Here is a 19,327-nt window from a genome sequence, read left to right as displayed (position 1 = left end):
ACAAAGCATAAAACGGTTATTGGTAGCCTTCAGCTTGTAGATTAAAAAGCTCAGCGTAGAGGCCATTTTTCGATAAGAGATCATCATGGCTGCCCTGTTCTAACAATGCACCATCTTTGAGCACTATGATGCGATCGGCCATTCTTACAGTACTAAATCTATGTGAGATGATCACTGCAGTTTTACCAACCGTCAAGGCTATAAATCGCTTGAATGCTTCAAACTCTGCTCTTGCATCCAAGGCTGAAGTCGGCTCATCTAGGATCAAGACTTCTGCATCTTTCATATAGGCTCGAGCCAGTGCAATTTTTTGCCATTGACCGCCAGACAATTCAACACCATTTCTAAATCGGCGTCCTAGCTGTTGCTCCATACCGTTGGGCACAATCTGGATCACTTGATCAGCCAAACTTTTTTCAGAAGCTTCTGCAATAACAATATCATCGGACAAGGCTTCTATCTTCCCAACCGCAATATTTTCTCGCAGTGTCAATTCAAATTTGACAAAGTCTTGAAAGATCACTCCAAAATATTGTTGGTAACTTGTGCGATCAAAACACTTGATGTCCACATCATCCAATAAAATAGTTCCTTCAGTAGGATCATAATACCGCAGTAGTAATTTGATGAGCGTTGTCTTGCCTGCACCATTTTCACCAACAAATGCCATCTTTTCTCCAGCTCCAATGTTGAAATTGAGATTGCGGACCACCCATCGCTCCGTATTTGGGTATTTGAAACCTACGTTTCTGAATTCAAATCCTTTCAAGATTTTTTTAGGCACTTGTACTAATTGGTCAGCTGGTGGATCGCTATTAGTCAATGCTAGAAATTCAAAATAATCCTGTAGATACATTGAGCTCTCTGTGATGTTTGTAAATCTAATAAAGAATCCTTGTAGCTTAGATCTTAAGCGATTAAAAGATCCAGATAAAAAGCTTAGGTCTCCAATGCTAAGTATGCCAGAGATGGTTCGAAAAATGATCAATAAATAAGCCACATAATAGGCTGACGTCCCCAATATATTAAAGCTAGATCCCCAGAAACTTCTTTGGATGGCCAACTTTTTACTTGCATTAAAATACTTGTCTGCAAGCTCTTCAAATCGCTTGGCTAAGTATCCTGAAAGTCCAAACAGCTTGACTTCTTTTGCTGTGACATCACTAGCCCCAGCATATCGAAGATAATCTAGCTCTCGCCTCTCTTGAGTCCAACTTCGAGATAAAGAATAGCTAGTCCCACTAAATTTTATTTCATTGATGATGGTTGGTAAGATCGAAAAAATGAGCAATAGCAATAACCATGGTTCGAAAAGCACAACCCCTACCAATAAACTAGAAATCACAATAATATCTTGAAACTGAGCTAAAATATTGGACAGTAAACTTACTCGATTACTGGTCTGTTGGCGAGCTCGTTCTAGCTTATCATAGAATGTGGGATCTTCCAATTGTTCCAGATTCAATTCCGCAGTCTTTTTTATTATTTCTACTGAAGAAGCATTGGAATATTTATCACCCAAAAGTCCATCGCATAAATTGATAATGCGATTCATGATGTCCGACAAAATAGCGAGGCCAAACTCTAAAGCAACCAATAGGAGCACTTTGTCTAAACTTTTATCGCCACTTCCTATTTGTTCTACGATCTGATCAATAATCTGCTTGGCTACCCATAACTGTGCGACAGGAATAATGGCATCAATAATGCGCAATGCAATATTGAGATAAAATAAGCTTGGACTTACGTTTTTGACTTTCTTAAAAAATAGCGGTACAAACTGTAAGGCAGATAAATTTTCTTTGAAATTTATTTTTTTGGGGACTAAGGTTTGAATTGGCTTACTTCGCAAATGAATATCTATATATTGTGAAATAATAGAACACAGAAATCGATCCACAAGTTCTAGTGAAGAAATTTTTTATTGGCAAAGGCAATTTTCTTTAATATTGCCGTGGGCTTTGATTTTATTTTCTATTAAACTATTATATTTTGCGAAAATAAATATGTTAATTTTTTATTGTTTGAATTGGGATAGAAAATAGCTTTGAAATCGGTTATTAAAATGCTCACTGTGCTCTTTGTGCTATGGGTAGGCTATTAGTTTTTATGTTTATCTTTAGTGGTTTGTGAAGATTGCTTGTCACGGCATCTTTTTCTTTGGGCTTTCTTTTGTATGGCTAAAAATTAGTGGTTCGTTTTTCTTCTTTACGTTGCGATTAAAAAGTATCCTCCGTTTTCAATTCAGTATACTCAAGTTTGATATTCTCAATATCGTAAACACTAACTTCTAATCCTTTGAATTTATGCGGATTGAAAATTGCAAGATTTACCCCGTTTTGGTATAATGAACTTTTAAACTCAATTCCGTCAAATCCCATTGATTTTATTAACTCTGAAAGATATTGTGTTGGCAAATAATCTAATTCGCTGTCGCTTCTTCTTCGTGGTTTTGAAAGTTCTTGTTCTAATTTGTCTATGAAAGAACCATGTATCATTACTTCTTCTAAAGATTCCAATTCTGCAAGTCTAAAAACATCATAAGTAAAGCGACTTAGATTTACAACACTTATGTTTTCTTCAAGCCTAAATGTTCCAACTGTAACATAATCAAATAAACTCGCTCTTACTTCGTATAATGTTGTTGTTATATCGTTTGCCAAATATAGATACGAAATGCCGTTGGGGTTCGCTCTACCGCTTTTTGCTGATGTGTTTGGTGGATTACCCATTTGTGCAATCTCATAACCTTTGGAATTATCCGTAATTCTTGCACGGTAAAATTTCTTCCCTTTTGGTAAGTCTTTTTGAAAGTGTTTGAATAAGGATTTTAGTTTTTCCAAATCCAATGGATTTTTCAAATGAAATCTGTTTACCGTTTTTATTTCCTCCGAAAACTTGTCCCAAGAAAGGAAAAGTGTTTGGTTCAGATCTTCTTCAACGCCTGAATTATGAAATTTTAATTGTACAGGATTGTCTAAAAGGTTTTGATAATCGGCAATATCATCTGAAATGATTTCGGAAATGAGCTGTTTGACATTGTTTGTATCAATCAAATTTTGAGTAAATACCTTTTTATGAAAGTCGTTAATGATTTGAGTTTCCAATGGTTTGCCATTTTCGGCATCAACTTCATACAAATCAATAATACCCACAAAAAAGCGATTTAATTCGGAAGCCTCATAAATGGAAACATTTTTGGAATTACAGTAATCACAATTTCCTATCGTTTTGTTATTCAGAATGATAGAACTTATGTATTGACTTTCAAAGCAATTTATACAACAATTCATATCAATTTCAAAACTAAGTCAATGTGGTTCATTAAGGAAAGTTTCTTTAACGTTCCTAATCCCGGAAAGTGTCCATTATTATGATACTCTCTAAATATAGGGATAGCAACAGAATTATAGCCTGTTTGGTCGCACCAAGCAATCAGCTTATTTAATGCTTCTGCAAATTTTCCTGCAATATCCGATGTGTCGTCATTGGAATCGGAAACAAAGTGTTTAACTTTTATTTTTTTTGTTTGTTTCTCATCATAAGACAAGTGAATGGCCACTGCATAAGGCAAAAATCCTGTTTCTGAGTATTCCTCGCCTATGGAAAGATAATCGGAAAAGCCTGTAAATCCTTCTTCTTGATAGTAAATATGTTCTTCTGAAAAACTACTCTCATCTACCTGTAAGTAATCGGAATTTTTTGTTTGAGCGTTGAAATAATCATCAAGTTCAACACGGGTACTTTCTTCAAAATTTCTGTGATATCGTTTACTTGTAGCGGATAGATTGATTACATTGTATTTAATCGAAAAATGCTCCTCATATAATGCAAGAATGTCTGCAATGTTGTCAAAAGTTGCATTGTGTACAATGGTTAATGCAGGAACAATATCGGCGTATTTTTGTAAAACCTCTATCTCTTGATTGTGGTTACTTCTGTTGTGAAAAATTATACCGACTTGGTAATTTTTACTTTGGCCAACTGAACTTTTAATTGCCTTGAAAACAGCATCAATATCAGTAAACGTACCAACTTGCGGATTTGCAATAATTGTAAAGTTAATATCGCTATCAACCAATGTTTTTATTGTAGTTTTAAGTGTTGATGAATCCTTTACAGGTTCAATAATAGGCGACACTTTTGCTTTGTTTGGAATAAGAACATCAGGCGTTAATTCCCTAATTCCAATCAATTCAAACTGCTTACCTCTTATATATGGTAGGTACATACTCTTTCAGTTGCTAAGAAATTATATAATTTATGATACTCCTGTTCGTTAAAGTCCAAAGAATTACAGATGTGTTTTAACTCTCTCGGTGTATTTGAAGATTTGAGTAGGTCGGGCTTATGTAGTTTACGTTTTTTTAACTTATTCAAAACTTGTTTTTGGAAAAAAGTTATATCAATACATGCAAGTAATTCATAACAAGCCTTAAAGATTAACGTATTAGGAACATCCGGAATATACCCGAAATTATCAGCAACCAAATCAAGATATTCTTGTTTTCGTAGAATTTTGAAGATAGTATCAAATTCAAATAACGCTGTATTGCTGCTTGCTTCTTTTATCGTTTGCAATTTATTCTTTGTGTCAAGTACAATAATTCCAATGTTTGCATCTTCATACTCAACTTTTAATTTATCTGCATTTTTTTTATCTGTTACAATATTAACTTCATCGGCAAATTTTTGATAATCAGCTAACTGTTTTGATAGCTTGGAAAAATCGTCAAGTTCTGTTTTAATTTCAAAAATTCGTACAGCACCATTCAACATAACCAAGTCGGCTTTTGAAGCACTAATTTTTAGCTCGTTTAAAATGAGCGTTGTTTTTAAACTATGTTCTTTGGTTAGATTTTGCACCAAGTTATTTTTATAGACATATTCACATCTGTATTGCTGTTGCAAAGTTTTGTACAAAGATTTGATGATATCCAAATTTGTTTCGTAAGATGAAGCATTGAAATACTTGGTTGTCTGTCTTTCAAAGAGTACAGTATCGTTTTCCCGCACTATCTTTTGAAACATAGTCGGTGAAAAAATTTGAGATAGAACTCTTAAATGCTGTACAGTCTCCATATTAATTTAGTCGTTACAAAGGTAAGGATTTATTAAAAACTTACCTACATATAACTACAAATAATCAACCTTATTATGTTAATAGCTTGTAAGCCAATAAAAACAATATTGTGGTGATTGTAAGTTGCATATTCTGCGTCTTTTTGTTGTTAAGTAGTTTGTTGAGTGGCGTGGCATCCTAAAATGACCGCTAACACAAAGGAAAGTTGATGCCCAAAGAAATCTTTCTTGTCAGTTATTCTCCTCGCATCAACTTTTGACTCGCGTCATTTTTATTTTTAATTTGCCTCGCCCAATCTTTGATTTCATTTGAACGAAGCCAGAGTGCTGAGAGATTATAAAGGTAAAGTTTTTGTGAGCCATATTCATATGGGTTTTGAACATGATGCTTTTTTTTTTGTAAAAATAAGGATTTAATTTCAGTCGTGCAAGAGGAATGTAAAAAGGACTGCTGACGAATTTATTTCAATATTCAGATTTACCATATTTTTTTTATAAAAATGTAACAATCAATCAAAAAATAAAAAACATCAATCAAATAGCTTAACTAAGTGTCAAAAATTGGAACGACAATTCCATATCCTTCTTTGGTCTTCTTCATTTCCTTTTTTGATAAAACCAGAGCCTGCAAATCCGTCAAAATATAAAAGCTTCCAATTGTATTTTGTTGCATATGTGTTCATAATATTTAAATAGGCTTTCGCATATTCAACTAAAATTTCTATTTTGTTTTCAGTCCAATTTCCTCCAAAATTATTCATCTGTTAATGCTTATTAGGGACGTTTATATGCTTATAGTCAACGTCGAAGTATTAACGCCGTTGCTACCTTTGGGGCTGCTTTTAAAGTGGAGTACAAAATACTAGATTTTAATTTGCGTCTAAAACTGAAAGCAGCTATGATTGGGAATACAATGTTATAAGAATTTTTAATTAGCATTTATGTATATTTTTAAAGTATCCAATTAAATTCAAGAGTATAGAGAGCCGAAATGATCATTGTATTAATATTTTTAATGATGGTTTTTTGAAACTAATATTGATAGTTCAAAGTCAATGCAAATTAAAGATGCTGTCAAATCTTTCAATTCAGAGGTTGAGTTTATTGAGCATCTCCGTAACCTTTAAATATTTGTTCATCAAACTCTGGTAAAGTTTTGTTTATAAATTCGTCATAATCTTGTTGAGTTTTAAATGAAACTTCATAAACTCTTTCAAATTTAAAATCATAATATGTATCATTAATCTTTCTTATACCAGAACTGTAAAAAGTAATGGTTTTATCATCGTTGGGGCGAGCATAAGCACGATAAGATGTTTTTAAATAATCCCAAATTGTACCAGTTTCTTGGGAAACTAATGAAGTTAGTTTAATAATTGACGATATTAGTTTCATATATTAAATATTTTTTTAATTTCTTATAACATCTTTATCTACGCCATAAAATATATACGCCATTATGGCGTATATATTTTATGGCGTAGATATCTTCTATGTGACCAGGGTTTCCTTTCATTTTATAAGGGCGGTTTAAGCTTTGCTAAGCAAATATAAGGAGGATAATGTCTCATAATATAGGGTAGATAGCTGATTATTTTTGAGCTGGCTTCCCCCGAGTGAGCCGGCCGGAGTGCTGCGCAGCAGGTCAGCCTTACGAGGCTGACGGAGCGATTAGCGAACCACGCAGGACGGCGACCCCAAGGACTATGTACGTAGGGGGCACTCCCTCAAAAACTGAAAGTATGTGCTTGTGAATTCAGCTGTGAATTCAAGCCTAAGATGAATTAAGCTGCAGTAGCTCCCTATATGTCCAGCGGCTGTTCGTCGGGTCCCTCGTCAAAGTTGATCACAGGGCGATCGTCCTGATCTCCCTGGACGTTTGGTGATTCTTTTTCTTTGGCTTTGACGCTTTTTGTGGCGTGAGGTACCAGCATCAGCCTCTGCTTGTCGATCAACTCTCCCGTCACCGTGCAGATCCCATAAGATTTGTTTTTGATCCTCACCAGCGCCATCTCCAGATTCTGGATAAACACTCTCTGCCGCTCCGCCATCTTGGTCAAAAACTCTATCTCCGTATGAATAGAACTGTCATCAAACCAATCTCCACCTTGCTCATCAGCCATGTTTTCCCGCATCTCCATCATCTGATGCTCTATGTCCTCCAGCTCTTTCTTTGTGGTGGCAAGCTTGTTGTCGATCAGTGTCTTAAATTCTGCCAGTTCTTCGTCGGAGTATCTAATCTTATTATTCATCTGATCATCATTTTGCGGCAAAATTAAAGCAAAGCTTATAATTCACTTGTTAATTTTAATAATGTTGTGTAAGTCGCAGATAGTGAATATTATACATATATACAATTATCTATATCTGTATCGTCATTTCAATCCTCTGTCAGCTTTCCTCACAGCGGCCTGAACGGGTTGTCGGCCGACTATTGTTTGATCACTTTTTGGGAGAACAACTGACCGTCCTGAGCTTTCAGACTCAGTATATACATACCGGTTTTTAGTCCGGAACCTATCTTGATATTTTGTACACTTGCTGACCTGTGAAGTTCAAGGCTTTGAACCATCTTGCCTTGCATGTCTGAGATGATCAGCTGCTGATCCATTCCGGAAACAGAGTGGATGCGTACAGTAGTTTCGGTCTCGAAAACGACCGGATTCACCTCAAATCCCAAGATCTCTGTCTTAGGATCATTACTGGCCACAGGCCGCGCATCAGTCACCGAAAAGCCATCAAATGCAGCTTCTACGATGTGTCCTTCAGGTGTATCGCCCGTCTCTACGGTGATCCAGCAAGCTTGTGTCTTGTCAAACGTCGGGGAAAGCTTGATCTCTCTTAGATTCCAGCTCCTGTCTGAACTCAACACGCTGTCCAGCACAATGCTGCCGCCGGCACCATTCAGCCGGACATAGAGCTTGTCGTTTGGTGTTCCATTGCCTCCGGTATTGCAGAACCACCTGCTGAAATGAAATACCGGCTCACCATAGCTGCTCAGATCCATCATCGGTGAAACCAGGATCGTGTTGCCGCCATCCACGTCGTCAACTGAGGCTTCTGTGCTGCCGTTGCCGGTGACATAGCACGTATTTCCCAGGTCTGTATCGAGATCAAATTCCGGTTGACACTGCTGCCCTTGATTTCGGGTTCCTACAGGTTCTGCTCTTACCCAGCCTCCTGTGGTGGCATCACCATACACTGTCCAGCCCTGGTCGATGATGAAATCATCATGGTAAGATTTGTCCAGATAGATCACTTTCTGGCTGACGGGAAGGTTCACATCAAATGTATCAGAACCCTCTTTGTAGCCCCATTTACCGGCGTAGATTCTAAAATTACCTTCTGCAGCAGGCAGTTTTACTGTAGCAACCCCGGAGGTATTGGTCACGAGTTCTATATTCCTGCTGGAATTGGCATAGAGGACTTTTGCTCCCGGTATGATGTCGTTTGTTTTGCTGTCTTTGACCACAAGGGTAGTCACTATTGAGGATTTGGAATTGAGCAGAGCCTCTACTGCAGTGACTATGCCGTTTTCCATTGTGACTTCGATCTCCTTGCTGACATAATCCGGATGGGTGAATATCGCTTTGTATGTGCCGGCAGTAGCACAACCCGTCTTGAATACTCCCAAGCCATCGGATACTTCCTTGTTCTTGCGGGTACCTTGGATGATGACCGTAGCTCCTGCTATCGGGTCACGGGTGATGCTGTCCAGCACCAGTCCTTCGAGATAGCAAGCTCTGATATAAGTCGGACGGATGACGAACAATCCTCCTTCAATATCTGAGGCGATGATCGTTTTGCTGGGTAAAAAAGGACTTACTCCCCAGCAGCCGTGAAAACCTCCATCCGGACCGCTGTAGGTGTCTATGCTGCCGACCTCAACGATGTTGTCAGGGCGGTGCACGTCACAGATCTTGATGCCGTCAGTATAATAACTGGTGATGATATATCCATCCAGATACCTCACGTTATGTGGGATCACTCCCAGCCCATCCGTGTCCAGAGGTTTGTATCTGTCCAGCAGTTTTATTTTGGAGTAATCACTGATGTCATAGGAGGCAACATAGGCTTCCTCTCTTTCATCAGTCGTGAAAATGTACTTGGCATCGTCTGAGATCCACACATTGTGCGTGAATGCAAAAGGTGTCTTGAAGTTGGTCAATTCTATCGGATTCTTCTTGTCCTTTACGTCGTAGATGGTCGTCAGACCTTCATAGATATCTGCAGTGTACAAGGTATCTCCTCTCATGTACATATCATGGCAGTAGCGTTTGAGCTCAGCGCCTAGATATTTTGGATTATTAGGGTCGGGTTTGAGGTCAAAAAACAAAACTCCCTGCCATGGATTGCAACCATTGAGTGTGAGTATCCCGTTTTCATCCACGAAGTTGGTATGGCAGGTATTGAGTGTCTTCATTTCATTGTTGTATGGAATGTCAGCCCGCCAAAACTTAAACTGTATGTCGTTTGGAGCTTTTGTCATATCGACGATGATCAGACCGTCAGAGACCTGATCAGTTACTGCATAGATAAAGTCTTTGTACGAAAAACACTCGCGCCAGATGGTGTTGACACCTGGAATTCTTTTTCTTTCGATGGGTTTTGCAGGGTCTTCCAGACTGTAAATGACCAATGCGGACTGGAGCCCGATGCAGGCATATTCGATGCCGTTTTTATCCACAAAATGCCAGATACCGCTTCCCAGACCGGGCACGTGTGCGATAATTTCCATATTGAGGTCACCGTCTTTTTGTCCAAATAGACTCAAAGACAGCGAAAAACAAAAGATGAATCCGAATAACTTGTTGAGCATAAAATAAAAATTGTGCAAATATAATGTTTTCAAGATTCTGCTTTTGAAAATCGAATTTGCTCCCTGTGAATTGATTAATTTACGATACTTTTGGCCAAAATTTCTGAAGGAAATGACAGTAATCAGTAAAAAAGTAGATCAGGGTGTATGTATTCTCACTCTGGAAAGAAGCGAAGCTCTCAATGCCCTCAACAAGGACATCATGAATGAGCTCGATGGACACTTAGCAGAGATAGAAACGAATGCCAAAGAATACAAAGGTCTGATAATCACGGGTTCGGGCCCAAAAGCATTTGCTGCGGGTGCCGATATCAGTGAGTTTGACGGCCTGAGCGAGATACAGGGTAGGGGAATGGCTGAAAATGGTGCAGCGATCTTTGACCGGATCGAGCAGCTGCCTATCGTCACCATTGCCGCTGTCAACGGCTTTGCCCTCGGTGGAGGTTGCGAGTTGGCGATGGCCTGTCACCTCAGGTTAGCATCCTCCAATGCCAGGTTCGGTCAGCCCGAAGTAAACCTGGGATTGATTCCGGGTTATGGCGGTACGCAACGACTGATCCGCTACATAGGCAGGGGAAAAGCTCTGGAACTCATGATGACAGGAGATATGATAGACGCTCTTGAGGCACAGCGCCTGGGTCTGGTCAATAGGGTCTTAGAACTCGACCAGTTGCTTCCTGAAGCCATACAGCTCGTCTTGAAGATTGCAGCTAAAGGGCCACTGGCAGTAGCGCAGGTGATCCGATGTGTCAATGCGTATTTTGAACCGACAATTGGGGCATTTTCTATCGAAGCAGATCGCTTTGGCAACCTGATTGCCTCTGCTGACGCTCAGGAAGGCGTCCATGCATTTTTATCCAAGAGAAAAGCTGAATTCAAAGGACTGTAATGTACGAGTTCCACAGCAACCTGGAGCTGTATTTCAATATGCAGTTCTGGACTACGAGGGATTTTATTCTCCCTGAGGTACAAAAGCTCAGGAGCATCGGCCCCCGGTCTCGGGTCTTGGAGTTGGGCTGTGCAGAAGCAGGAGTGCTCAAGGCATTTGTAGATCTCGGATGTACCTGTGTAGGATTGGATCTCAGTCCCGAGCGGATAGCTACCGCTACGAAGTTTCAAGCTGAAGCGGTACAGAGCGGTCAGCTCCGCTTCATTTCAAAAAATGTGTACGATATCGACGTCGATGCTGACTTTGGCGGCAAATTTGACCTGATTTTGCTCAAAGATGTCATAGAGCATATACCGGATCAGGAAAAATTTATCCCAATTTTGAAAAATTACCTCAATGATGATGGTATCATTTTCTTTGGATTTCCACCCTGGTACATGCCTTTCGGTGGACACCAGCAAGTGTGCAGGTCTAAGATTTTGAGTAAACTGCCTTGGTTTCACCTCCTGCCAAAATCTATATATAGGGCGATTTTGATTAGAGGGGGAGAATATGGTGCGAGCTTACAAGACTATATGGATATTCACGATTGTGGGATCAGCATAGAAAGGTTCGAGCGCATTGCTGCAAAATCGTCATTTCGCATCCTCAAGAAAATCACTTACTTCACCAATCCTATTTATGTGTATAAGTTTGGTGTAAAACCGCGAAAGTGGAATTCATTTTTTTCAGGAATACCTTTTTTAAGAAATTTTTATTCGACAGCTGTTTATTATTTTTTGTCCAAATAGTTTGGACTGCCTTCTTCATTTTTCTATATTGTTACACAATTTAATTGAAAATGCGTTCGGGACAGGATGTTGAGTTTATACTTTATGTAAAAGATCAGAAAAGATCCACCGAGTTCTACAAGCTTTTATTGAGAAAGGAACCTGCTCTGGAGGTGGAGGGAATGACAGAATTTGTACTCAATCCGTTTAGTAAACTTGGCTTGATGCCCAATCACGGGATAGCAAAGATCATTTCAGGTCCATGTAACCATCCTGATATGGGTCAGGGCATACCCCGATGCGAGCTTTACCTTAAGGTCAGCGATCCACATGAGATGTTCAAACTGGCTCTGTACAATGGTGCAAGTGCTGTCAGCGAAGCGCAGCCCAGAGACTGGGGAGACTTGGTGGCATATGTCAGCGATCCTGACGGCCACATACTCGCTTTTGCAGCGACTATTGGGGAGCTAGCCTAAATGCGGATGTAGCATTTGATTTGATCCACAAGAAAACTTCAAAGCAGATTTCAAGGAAAGAGAAATTTCCCATACATGATCCGTGAAGTATCCATGAAGAATCCCTGAAACCCTATAAGGAGACGTGCGGTCCCATTCAATGTTCGATCAATATCTTCTCAAATCTGTCCCTTCGATTTATTTCAGAAATCTTGAGAAGGTACATGCCTGCCGGAACGGAGCGGACATTGAGCACATTGCTACCGCCAAATAGTCTTTGATGCAAGAGGGCTTGGCCTTGAATGTCGAGTAGAGTACAGCTCATCTTTTGAGGGATATAGTCCAACACGTTGACTATGAGATCAGAGTGAGCAGGTTGAGGGAAAGTCTGTAGATTGATCTGAGAGTGTTCAGCATACTCATCAGTAGAAAGTGTACCGATGTGCAAGGTCCTGCAGAGAGTGTCAGCGCCGTGGCGGTTGTTGACGATAAGGCATACCCTGTACACGCCGTTGGAGTCGAACTGATGCACAGGATTAGGCTCTGTGCTCTGGTGGCCGTCACCGAAGTCCCAGAGCCAACGGCTGACCTCATAAGCACTCGCATCGGTAAACTCAAAGAGGAGATGGTCCGAGCTGTCCTGATCATGACGCCACCAGCACCAGGGCAGAGGGTCTATGCCAAGACTGTCGCAGTCAGAGTCCTCTACGGGCCCCAGTCGGTAGTTGGGAAAGGTGGGCATGCACCGATGCACCTGACATTGGATATCCATTCCGGCGATATCCAGACCACAGGCACTGCCTTCTTTGTTGGGGTGGCGGATGCGATGGAGCAATGAGGTGTTGAGCGTGAAGGTATTGAGATACAATCTCCCGTCGGGTCCTGACTGCCCACTCCAAAAAGTATGGTAGTAGAGATGATCTGCCGGATTGCGGCGGATGGAGTCTATAAAGACCCGATCAGCGAATACATTCGGGCCCACTTCTGTCTGCTCCATGCTGATCCCATCCTGGGACATATAGATATACTTGGAGTCTGGCGAGAAAATGGCTGCACCGGGAGCATTGAACTTGAAATCTATGCTGTGGAATACGCGGATATTGCGAAATCTCCCTACGCAGCGGTCAAAGTCTGCGAGGTAATAACTAACAATTGTATCTCTCTGGGGACAGCTCATCGAGAGAAAATGATTGCCATCCAGAGAGAAATGGCTGTCGCAGACGCTTCCTACAGGATAGTTGCCAAAAGCAGTGTCTGAATGATGGTAGTGTATCCCTGAGGGGTCGAGCAGCCAGAACAGCCACTCGTTGCTGTATTGTTTTTTCTTGAGTATCCACCAGTCCCGACCATTGGCATGCCGGCAAGCGCGCAGATGGCCCGCCTCCAGACTGTCATTCTGCTGCCCCGGCAGGAGGTAGCCCGCTCCGATACCGTCACCTGCCCCTGCGGCGAGTCTGTCATCCAGATGGACGTATTTTACCTTGGCAGTATTGATCAGTGACCTACCAAAACTGCTGTCATATAAAAATGCCATGCTGTCGCATAAATAAAAGCTTCGATGCGGGTCTGCAGGATCGGGCAAAAACAATGCACCTTGATCCGTTGCTTGGCCTGCATTAATTATAACTTTCGTCAGATTCGAGCCAAATTTGACCGCTTTATCATTTCGATTGTTGATCGTGTATCCGTTGCTGTAGTAGAGCAATTTTCCGCTGTCGTCGGAGTACATATTGCTGGTGATGTAGAAACTCTTTTTGCTTTTGTGGTCGGGCAAGATCAGCGGATTTCCTTCCCGAAAGTCTAAGGTCGTCACCCCAACATTTGGCTCAACACCTGCTGGTAGCCCGAACATCCAGATAAAATCATGCTTTTGCGCAAGTATTCTGAGTGAAGCAAGTAAAATCAAAATAACTAGTCTGTGTTTCATATGAATGATACTATTTTTCTGTATTATCTGTCAAAATTGGAAGTTCATTTATAATTTCCTGTCATGATAAATTTTGTACCGTACAAAACACAAGCCTATTGGGTAGAGTATTGAAGTGAGACAAGCGCTGTATGAAGGTATAATTTTTTTTGGGATCAAGTCCAAAGAAAAATAAAATCGAATGTGGAGACAATAATCAGTGCCAACGGAACAAGCTAATTGAATGAAACTGTACATGTGAAAAAAGATCGGAATACAATAATCCCCACCAAATCAATTCTCTATTGAGTTTGCACTTGAATCATATATTTTAATCTCATATTTCTTGATGAATACAAGACCTAAAACAAGTTTGAATGCTGTCGTTAACCCAAGAATTGACCCTGTTCCGGTTCGATCAGAAAACCAACCGGAATTCAACTGACTATGCAAGGGTATTTGTCAACAGGATGAAAGAAAAATTTCCCATACATGATCCGTGAAGTATCCATGAAGAATCCCTGAAACCCTATAAGGAGACGTGCGGTCCCATTCAATGTTCGATCAATATCTTCTCAAATCTGTCCCTTCGATTTATTTCAGAAATCTTGAGAAGGTACATGCCTGCCGGAACGGAGCGGACATTGAGCACATTGCTACCGCCAAATAGTCTTTGATGCAAGAGGGCTTGGCCTTGAATGTCGAGTAGAGTACAGCTCATCTTTTGAGGGATATAGTCCAACACGTTGACTATGAGATCAGAGTGAGCAGGTTGTGGGAAAGTCTGTAGATTGACCTGAGAGTGTTCAGCATACTCATCAGTAGAAAGCGTACCTATGTGCAAGGTCCTGCAGAGAGTGTCAGCGCCGTGGCGGTTGTTTACGATGAGGCATACCCTGTACACGCCGTTGGAGTCGAACTGATGCACAGGATTAGGCTCGGTGCTCTGGTGGCCGTCACCGAAGTCCCAGAGCCAACGGTTGACCTCATAAGCACTCGCATCGGTAAACTCAAAGAGGAGATGGTCCGAGCTGTCTTGATCATGACGCCACCAGCACCAGGGCAGAGGGTCTATGCCAAGACTGTCGCAGTCAGAGTCCTCTACGGGCCCCAGTCTGTAGTTGGGAAAGGTGGGCATGCACCGATCCACCTGACATTGGATATCCATTCCGGCGATATCCAGACCGCAGGCACTGCCTTCTTTGTTGGGGTGACGGATGCGATGGAGCAATGAGGTGTTGAGCGTGAAGGTATTGAGATACAATCTCCCGTCGGGTCCTGACTGCCCACTCCAAAAAGTATGGTAGTAGAGGTGATCTGCCGGATTGCGGCGGATGGAGTCTAAGAAGACCCGATCAGTGAATACATTCGGGCCCAGTTCTGTCTGCTCCATGCTGATCCCATCCTGGGACATATAAATATACTTGGAGTCCGGCGAGAAAATGGCTGCACCGGAAGCGCTGAACTTAAAATCTATGCTGTGGAATACGCGGATATTGCGAAATCTCCCTACGCAGCGGTCAAAGTCTGCGAAGTAATAAGTCACCACCGTATCAAAATGCGGACAACTCATCGAGAGAAAATGATTGCCATCCAGAGAGAAATGGCTGTCGCAGACGCTACCTACAGGATAGTTGCCAAAAGCAGTGTCTGAATGATGGTAGTGTATCCCTGAGGGGTCGAGCAGCCAGAACAGCCACTCGTTGCTGTATTGTTTTTTCTTGAGTATCCACCAGTCCCGCCCATTGGCATGCCGACATGCGCGCAGATGTCCCGCCTCCAGACTGTCATTCTGCTGCCCCTGCAGGAGATAGCCCGCTCCGATGCCGTCACCTGCCTCTGCGGCGAGTCTGTCATCCAGATGGACGTATTTTACCTTAGCAGTATTGAACAGTGACCTACCAAAACTGCTGTTAAAAAAAGATGCGATGCTGTCACAAATATAGTAACAACGATGTGGCTCTGCCGGATCGGGTATGAATAAGGCACCTTGATTTGTAGCTTGTCCTTCAAAAACATTTATCTTGGTTAGATTCGAGCCAAATTTGACCACTTTATCATTTCGATTGTAGATACTGTACCCATTACTATAGTACAGCAACCTTCCGCTGTCGTCGGAGTACATATTGCTGGTGATATAGAAACTCTTTTTGCTTTTGTGGTCGGGCAAGATCAGCGGATTTCCTTCCCGAAAGTCTAAGGTCGTCACGCCAACATTTGGCTCTACTCCTCCTGAATTTCCGAACATCCAGATAAAATCATGCTTTTGCGCTGAAGATTCCAGCGCAAAAAGCATGATAAGTATAACAACTGAGGATTTTTGTCGCATTTTAATCAATCCAATGTGGATCAGGTACAAAAATAAAGTATTTTGAACCATCATTTGATGTGATTAAACAGTTTAAAGCTATCCTTGTATCCATCCGAGTGGAAAACCAAAGTAAAAGGTGCTGTTGGCAGGGTACCGGTATTGACTTCCCATCGCCCAGCACCGAGACTTCTAAATTCCGGTATGATAGTTCTGCCATCCATTGCCATGATGGTGATCGTCACATGCTTTACCTCCGGATCGGCCGCCACGACCATCATTCTATCTTTGCTAGGATTTGGATAGATGTCGAACAAGGACTCGCGTTTAGGAGCGACAACTGACAGTATCTGTTGTTGTTGTGCGTTGCAATTGTCCATATAATCCAATTCCAGATCTGCATGACGGTTGAACAATACTCTTGCAAGGCCCACTGCGTATTGATTATTCAACATACATTGATTTGCAATCGAATACACACTATCCCACAATTGCGCGGGGAGGCTATCGTGCTGGATATATTGGATGATGAGTTGAGAGATTGACTTCTCCAACTGTTGAGCTTCTGTAGTAGCAGGGATAGATCCCCAGTTAGCCGACATCTGTGCCAGTATGCTTGATTTGACTGTGTTATATAATGTTTGGATTGAGTCTTGAGAGTGGGTGTATAGAGCTAATCCGTCAGCAAGCTCATCCCAGCTTTGAATGTAGGATTGTGAGAAAGTGTCTCCGGGATTTAATGTAGCTTGTAATTCTGTTAATTGATTTTGCAAACTGAATATGCTGTCTTGCACTGCTGAGACAGAGCCGGAGAGCTGGCTGATCTGTGTCGAGTAAATAGAGAGATTTCTCCTCATCTGAGTATAGGTAGATAGCTCGTTTCCCGAGTTTTGTTGGTAAAAAGCAGCAACGTTCGTATCCATTGTAATGAGTTGTGGGTAGCGGACCAGCTTGTCGTACAAATAAGAGCCTGTAGTCCAGTTGATACCAGTAGCATAGGTTCCTGAGCCAATGCTTCCCGTGGCAGCATTCTGATCAACTATGCTGATCTGAGGTGTTCCGTCAGAAAAATAAAAATACTCGTCGTCACCACCACCGCCTCCACCTCCTCCGGTGCTGATAGAGCAACCTGCATCGATTGTGCAGTTACTTTGATAGTTGTTATTGTTGATAAACCACCACTGACTCGCCAAATTTGGATCATTAATTGGTGAAGGGTAGTAGGTAGAATTCGATCTTACAGTAAAAAGTGAACTTCTTAATTGCAAAGGATCGATGTTCCCATTTTCGGCTTCTACAGATGCTGTCTGACCAGGCCAGGTATTTCCATGTAGGAATTGCTCGCCGATATGCCCATATCCAATCCACAATGCTTGTTGCATATCTGAGATAAACTTGCTGTATTTGAGGATATTGGCATCCTGATCCCCGTCGAAATACATTCCGGTCTTTATCTGCTGTACAGAATTGCAACATAAAATATTGCTTGGAGATCCCGTGACATAAATACCTGTATAATCAACTATTTCCGGAGTACCAATCAAAGAAGTGCCAATTCCTCTGATTGAGTTTCGCATGATGCTGTGCTCTCTTGAGCCATTGATAAATATCCCCTTGCCTGCTCTCTTTGTAAGGCCGTATATTCCTCGACTCACTTCCAAATCATTGTTCCAAATATCTACATTCGGGTATTCGAATGCTGATATACCATTATGAGTTCTAGCCAAATGTAACTTATTGTTTAGAATAGCACTTTGTCCATTGCCATCATCTGATAAGCCATCGAGACTTATTGCAGTTCCACTGGTGCTGAGAGAGGAGACTATCGAATGGAATTTGCTTTGATAGACTTTAAACAGGGTTGGATTCTTAGAGTTTGAAATAGCCACTCCTCTGAATGCAAAAGCTATAGTGTCGTTAAAGATTTCTCCAGATTTCATATCATGTTGAAGAACAGCATATCCTTGGTACAACTCCATCTGGTTGTTCCTAGATTTAAAGTTGCTGTTGACAGCAGTTACGCCTATACTAAGAGGTGATTTGAAAAAGTTGTTGTTGAGATAAAGATATGGACTGGATATGCTGATGATGGAATTTCCACGCCAATCTGATGGAGGATAAAGGGCATACTGATTAGAACCATACAAGTTTTCAAATTTACTGTCCAATACTGATAATGTAGTATTTCGGGAAATGATACCATTATAGAGCAGATCGAATGTGCATAAATTAACAACTGCATTCATATTGTCAGTTTGGATACCTGCATAAGAATAAATTCCTTGTGAAGCATCATGCAATGGCCCGTCACAATAGAATTTACAATTCCTGATATCAGCTCTAAAATGAACATCATCGATTTTCAATCCAATTTTATTGCGAATAAATGACATACTAGTGATTGCCAAACTAGACCCTGGTTCTCCGGTGATACCTACTACCGCATCATACATTTTACAACCATTGATAAAAGTTGCAGAACTACCCGGCTTCATGATGACACCCTTATGCATTCCAGATCCACAGGAATAAAAGTAATTTTTAAGAAATGGGACATGACCTGTACCAGGGTTAATTTGAATATACGCCCCATCTGCTAGATAAAATTCAGTTCCGCTTTGAAAACCATAATAAATATCAACAATCAATTTTGTTTGAATACAAATTTTAGTATAAGTCGTTCTGACAAGGTCTGTTTGGGAGAGTAGTTCGTGATTACTATCAACTATTAGAACATCAGGACCTTGAGGACAATTGCAAGTACTCTGAGAATATGTTTGAAATGAAGAGATCAAAAAGATTTATAGGATGACGTTTGAAAAAACTGGTATCCGTGTTAGTACAAAAATTTTATTCAAATTATAAGCATTCATAGGGAAAAATTTTAATTTTAAGGAATAAAGGATTCGTTCAAATTGAAAAGTTCATATCTCAAATCCCTTTTGGATTTGCGATAAGGTTTAATTTGCAAATTACTTCGTCAATAAACAAATCTACGAAAATTTACAGTAGTATATGTCGAAAAATTCAAAATTATTGAAATATTTTACTTTATAATATCTTTTTTAAAGAATATTAATTTGGTATAAATGGATTAA

The 19,327-nt window shown here is 40.8% G+C and carries 15 protein-coding genes; 4 read left to right on the top strand and 11 right to left on the bottom strand.

The window, feature by feature from the left end; all coding sequences use genetic code 11:
- Nucleotides 1–16 precede the first annotated feature (16 nt).
- From IPI99_00530 to IPI99_00495, 8 genes are all read right to left on the bottom strand, one after another.
- Nucleotides 17–1,852 (bottom strand): ABC transporter ATP-binding protein, encoded by a 1,836-nt coding sequence (locus IPI99_00530; GenBank protein MBK7338991.1) that lies wholly within the window; start codon nt 1,850–1,852, stop codon nt 17–19.
- A 367-nt stretch (nt 1,853–2,219) separates the two neighbouring features.
- Nucleotides 2,220–3,293 carry an RES domain-containing protein gene (locus IPI99_00525; protein MBK7338990.1) on the bottom strand — a complete coding sequence of 358 codons (1,074 nt, stop codon included), beginning with the start codon at nt 3,291–3,293 and terminating at the stop codon, nt 2,220–2,222.
- On the bottom strand, nt 3,290–4,231 hold the full coding sequence (locus IPI99_00520) for a sce7725 family protein (GenBank protein MBK7338989.1): 942 nt from the start codon (nt 4,229–4,231) through the stop codon (nt 3,290–3,292). The genes IPI99_00525 and IPI99_00520 overlap by 4 nt, the downstream gene beginning before the upstream one ends.
- Nucleotides 4,213–5,082 carry a sce7726 family protein gene (locus tag IPI99_00515; GenBank protein ID MBK7338988.1) on the bottom strand — a complete coding sequence of 290 codons (870 nt, stop codon included), beginning with the start codon at nt 5,080–5,082 and terminating at the stop codon, nt 4,213–4,215. Before IPI99_00515 ends, IPI99_00520 begins: the two co-directional genes overlap by 19 nt.
- Nucleotides 5,083–5,636: 554 nt before the next feature.
- Nucleotides 5,637–5,843: a hypothetical protein gene (locus tag IPI99_00510; protein MBK7338987.1), complete on the bottom strand. Its 207-nt coding sequence runs from the start codon at nt 5,841–5,843 to the stop codon at nt 5,637–5,639.
- Between the two features lie 340 nt (nt 5,844–6,183).
- Nucleotides 6,184–6,477, bottom strand: a complete 294-nt coding sequence (locus IPI99_00505) for a hypothetical protein (GenBank protein MBK7338986.1) — start codon at nt 6,475–6,477, stop codon at nt 6,184–6,186.
- A gap of 407 nt (nt 6,478–6,884) precedes the next feature.
- Complete coding sequence (locus tag IPI99_00500; GenBank protein MBK7338985.1) at nt 6,885–7,334, bottom strand: TraR/DksA family transcriptional regulator; 450 nt, start codon at nt 7,332–7,334, stop codon at nt 6,885–6,887.
- Nucleotides 7,335–7,513: 179 nt separating this feature from the next.
- Nucleotides 7,514–9,934: a choice-of-anchor B family protein gene (locus IPI99_00495; GenBank protein MBK7338984.1), complete on the bottom strand. Its 2,421-nt coding sequence runs from the start codon at nt 9,932–9,934 to the stop codon at nt 7,514–7,516.
- 79 nt (nt 9,935–10,013) lie between these two features.
- Here IPI99_00495 and IPI99_00490 point away from each other — a divergent pair, with 79 nt between their 5' ends.
- The 3 genes from IPI99_00490 to IPI99_00480 are packed head-to-tail and all read left to right on the top strand — an operon-like array spanning nt 10,014 to nt 12,036.
- Complete coding sequence (locus IPI99_00490) at nt 10,014–10,790, top strand: enoyl-CoA hydratase/isomerase family protein (protein MBK7338983.1); 777 nt, start codon at nt 10,014–10,016, stop codon at nt 10,788–10,790.
- Nucleotides 10,790–11,581: a class I SAM-dependent methyltransferase gene (locus tag IPI99_00485; protein MBK7338982.1), complete on the top strand. Its 792-nt coding sequence runs from the start codon at nt 10,790–10,792 to the stop codon at nt 11,579–11,581. The genes IPI99_00490 and IPI99_00485 overlap by 1 nt, the downstream gene beginning before the upstream one ends.
- A 50-nt stretch (nt 11,582–11,631) precedes the next feature.
- A complete protein-coding gene (locus IPI99_00480; GenBank protein ID MBK7338981.1) occupies nt 11,632–12,036 on the top strand; it encodes a lactoylglutathione lyase in 405 nt (134 codons plus the stop codon).
- A gap of 136 nt (nt 12,037–12,172) precedes the next feature.
- On the opposite strand, the gene IPI99_00475 is transcribed toward IPI99_00480, so the two are convergent.
- Nucleotides 12,173–13,192 carry a T9SS type A sorting domain-containing protein gene (locus tag IPI99_00475; GenBank protein ID MBK7338980.1) on the bottom strand — a complete coding sequence of 340 codons (1,020 nt, stop codon included), beginning with the start codon at nt 13,190–13,192 and terminating at the stop codon, nt 12,173–12,175.
- A 417-nt stretch (nt 13,193–13,609) separates the two neighbouring features.
- Here IPI99_00475 and IPI99_00470 point away from each other — a divergent pair, with 417 nt between their 5' ends.
- Complete coding sequence (locus IPI99_00470; protein MBK7338979.1) at nt 13,610–13,819, top strand: hypothetical protein; 210 nt, start codon at nt 13,610–13,612, stop codon at nt 13,817–13,819.
- A gap of 655 nt (nt 13,820–14,474) precedes the next feature.
- Here the strand turns inward: IPI99_00470 and IPI99_00465 are convergent.
- Both IPI99_00465 and IPI99_00460 read right to left on the bottom strand, forming a co-directional pair.
- Entirely contained in the window at nt 14,475–16,304 is a 1,830-nt protein-coding gene (locus IPI99_00465; GenBank protein MBK7338978.1) for a T9SS type A sorting domain-containing protein, read from the bottom strand.
- On the bottom strand, nt 16,301–19,024 hold the full coding sequence (locus tag IPI99_00460) for a hypothetical protein (GenBank protein MBK7338977.1): 2,724 nt from the start codon (nt 19,022–19,024) through the stop codon (nt 16,301–16,303). Before IPI99_00460 ends, IPI99_00465 begins: the two co-directional genes overlap by 4 nt.
- Nucleotides 19,025–19,327 lie beyond the last annotated feature (303 nt).

Source organism: Saprospiraceae bacterium (genome assembly GCA_016710235.1).
Lineage (GTDB): Bacteria > Bacteroidota > Bacteroidia > Chitinophagales > Saprospiraceae > Vicinibacter.
The sequence above is the reverse complement of the archived record's forward strand: the minus strand, read 5'-3'. Positions and strand labels throughout refer to the sequence as shown.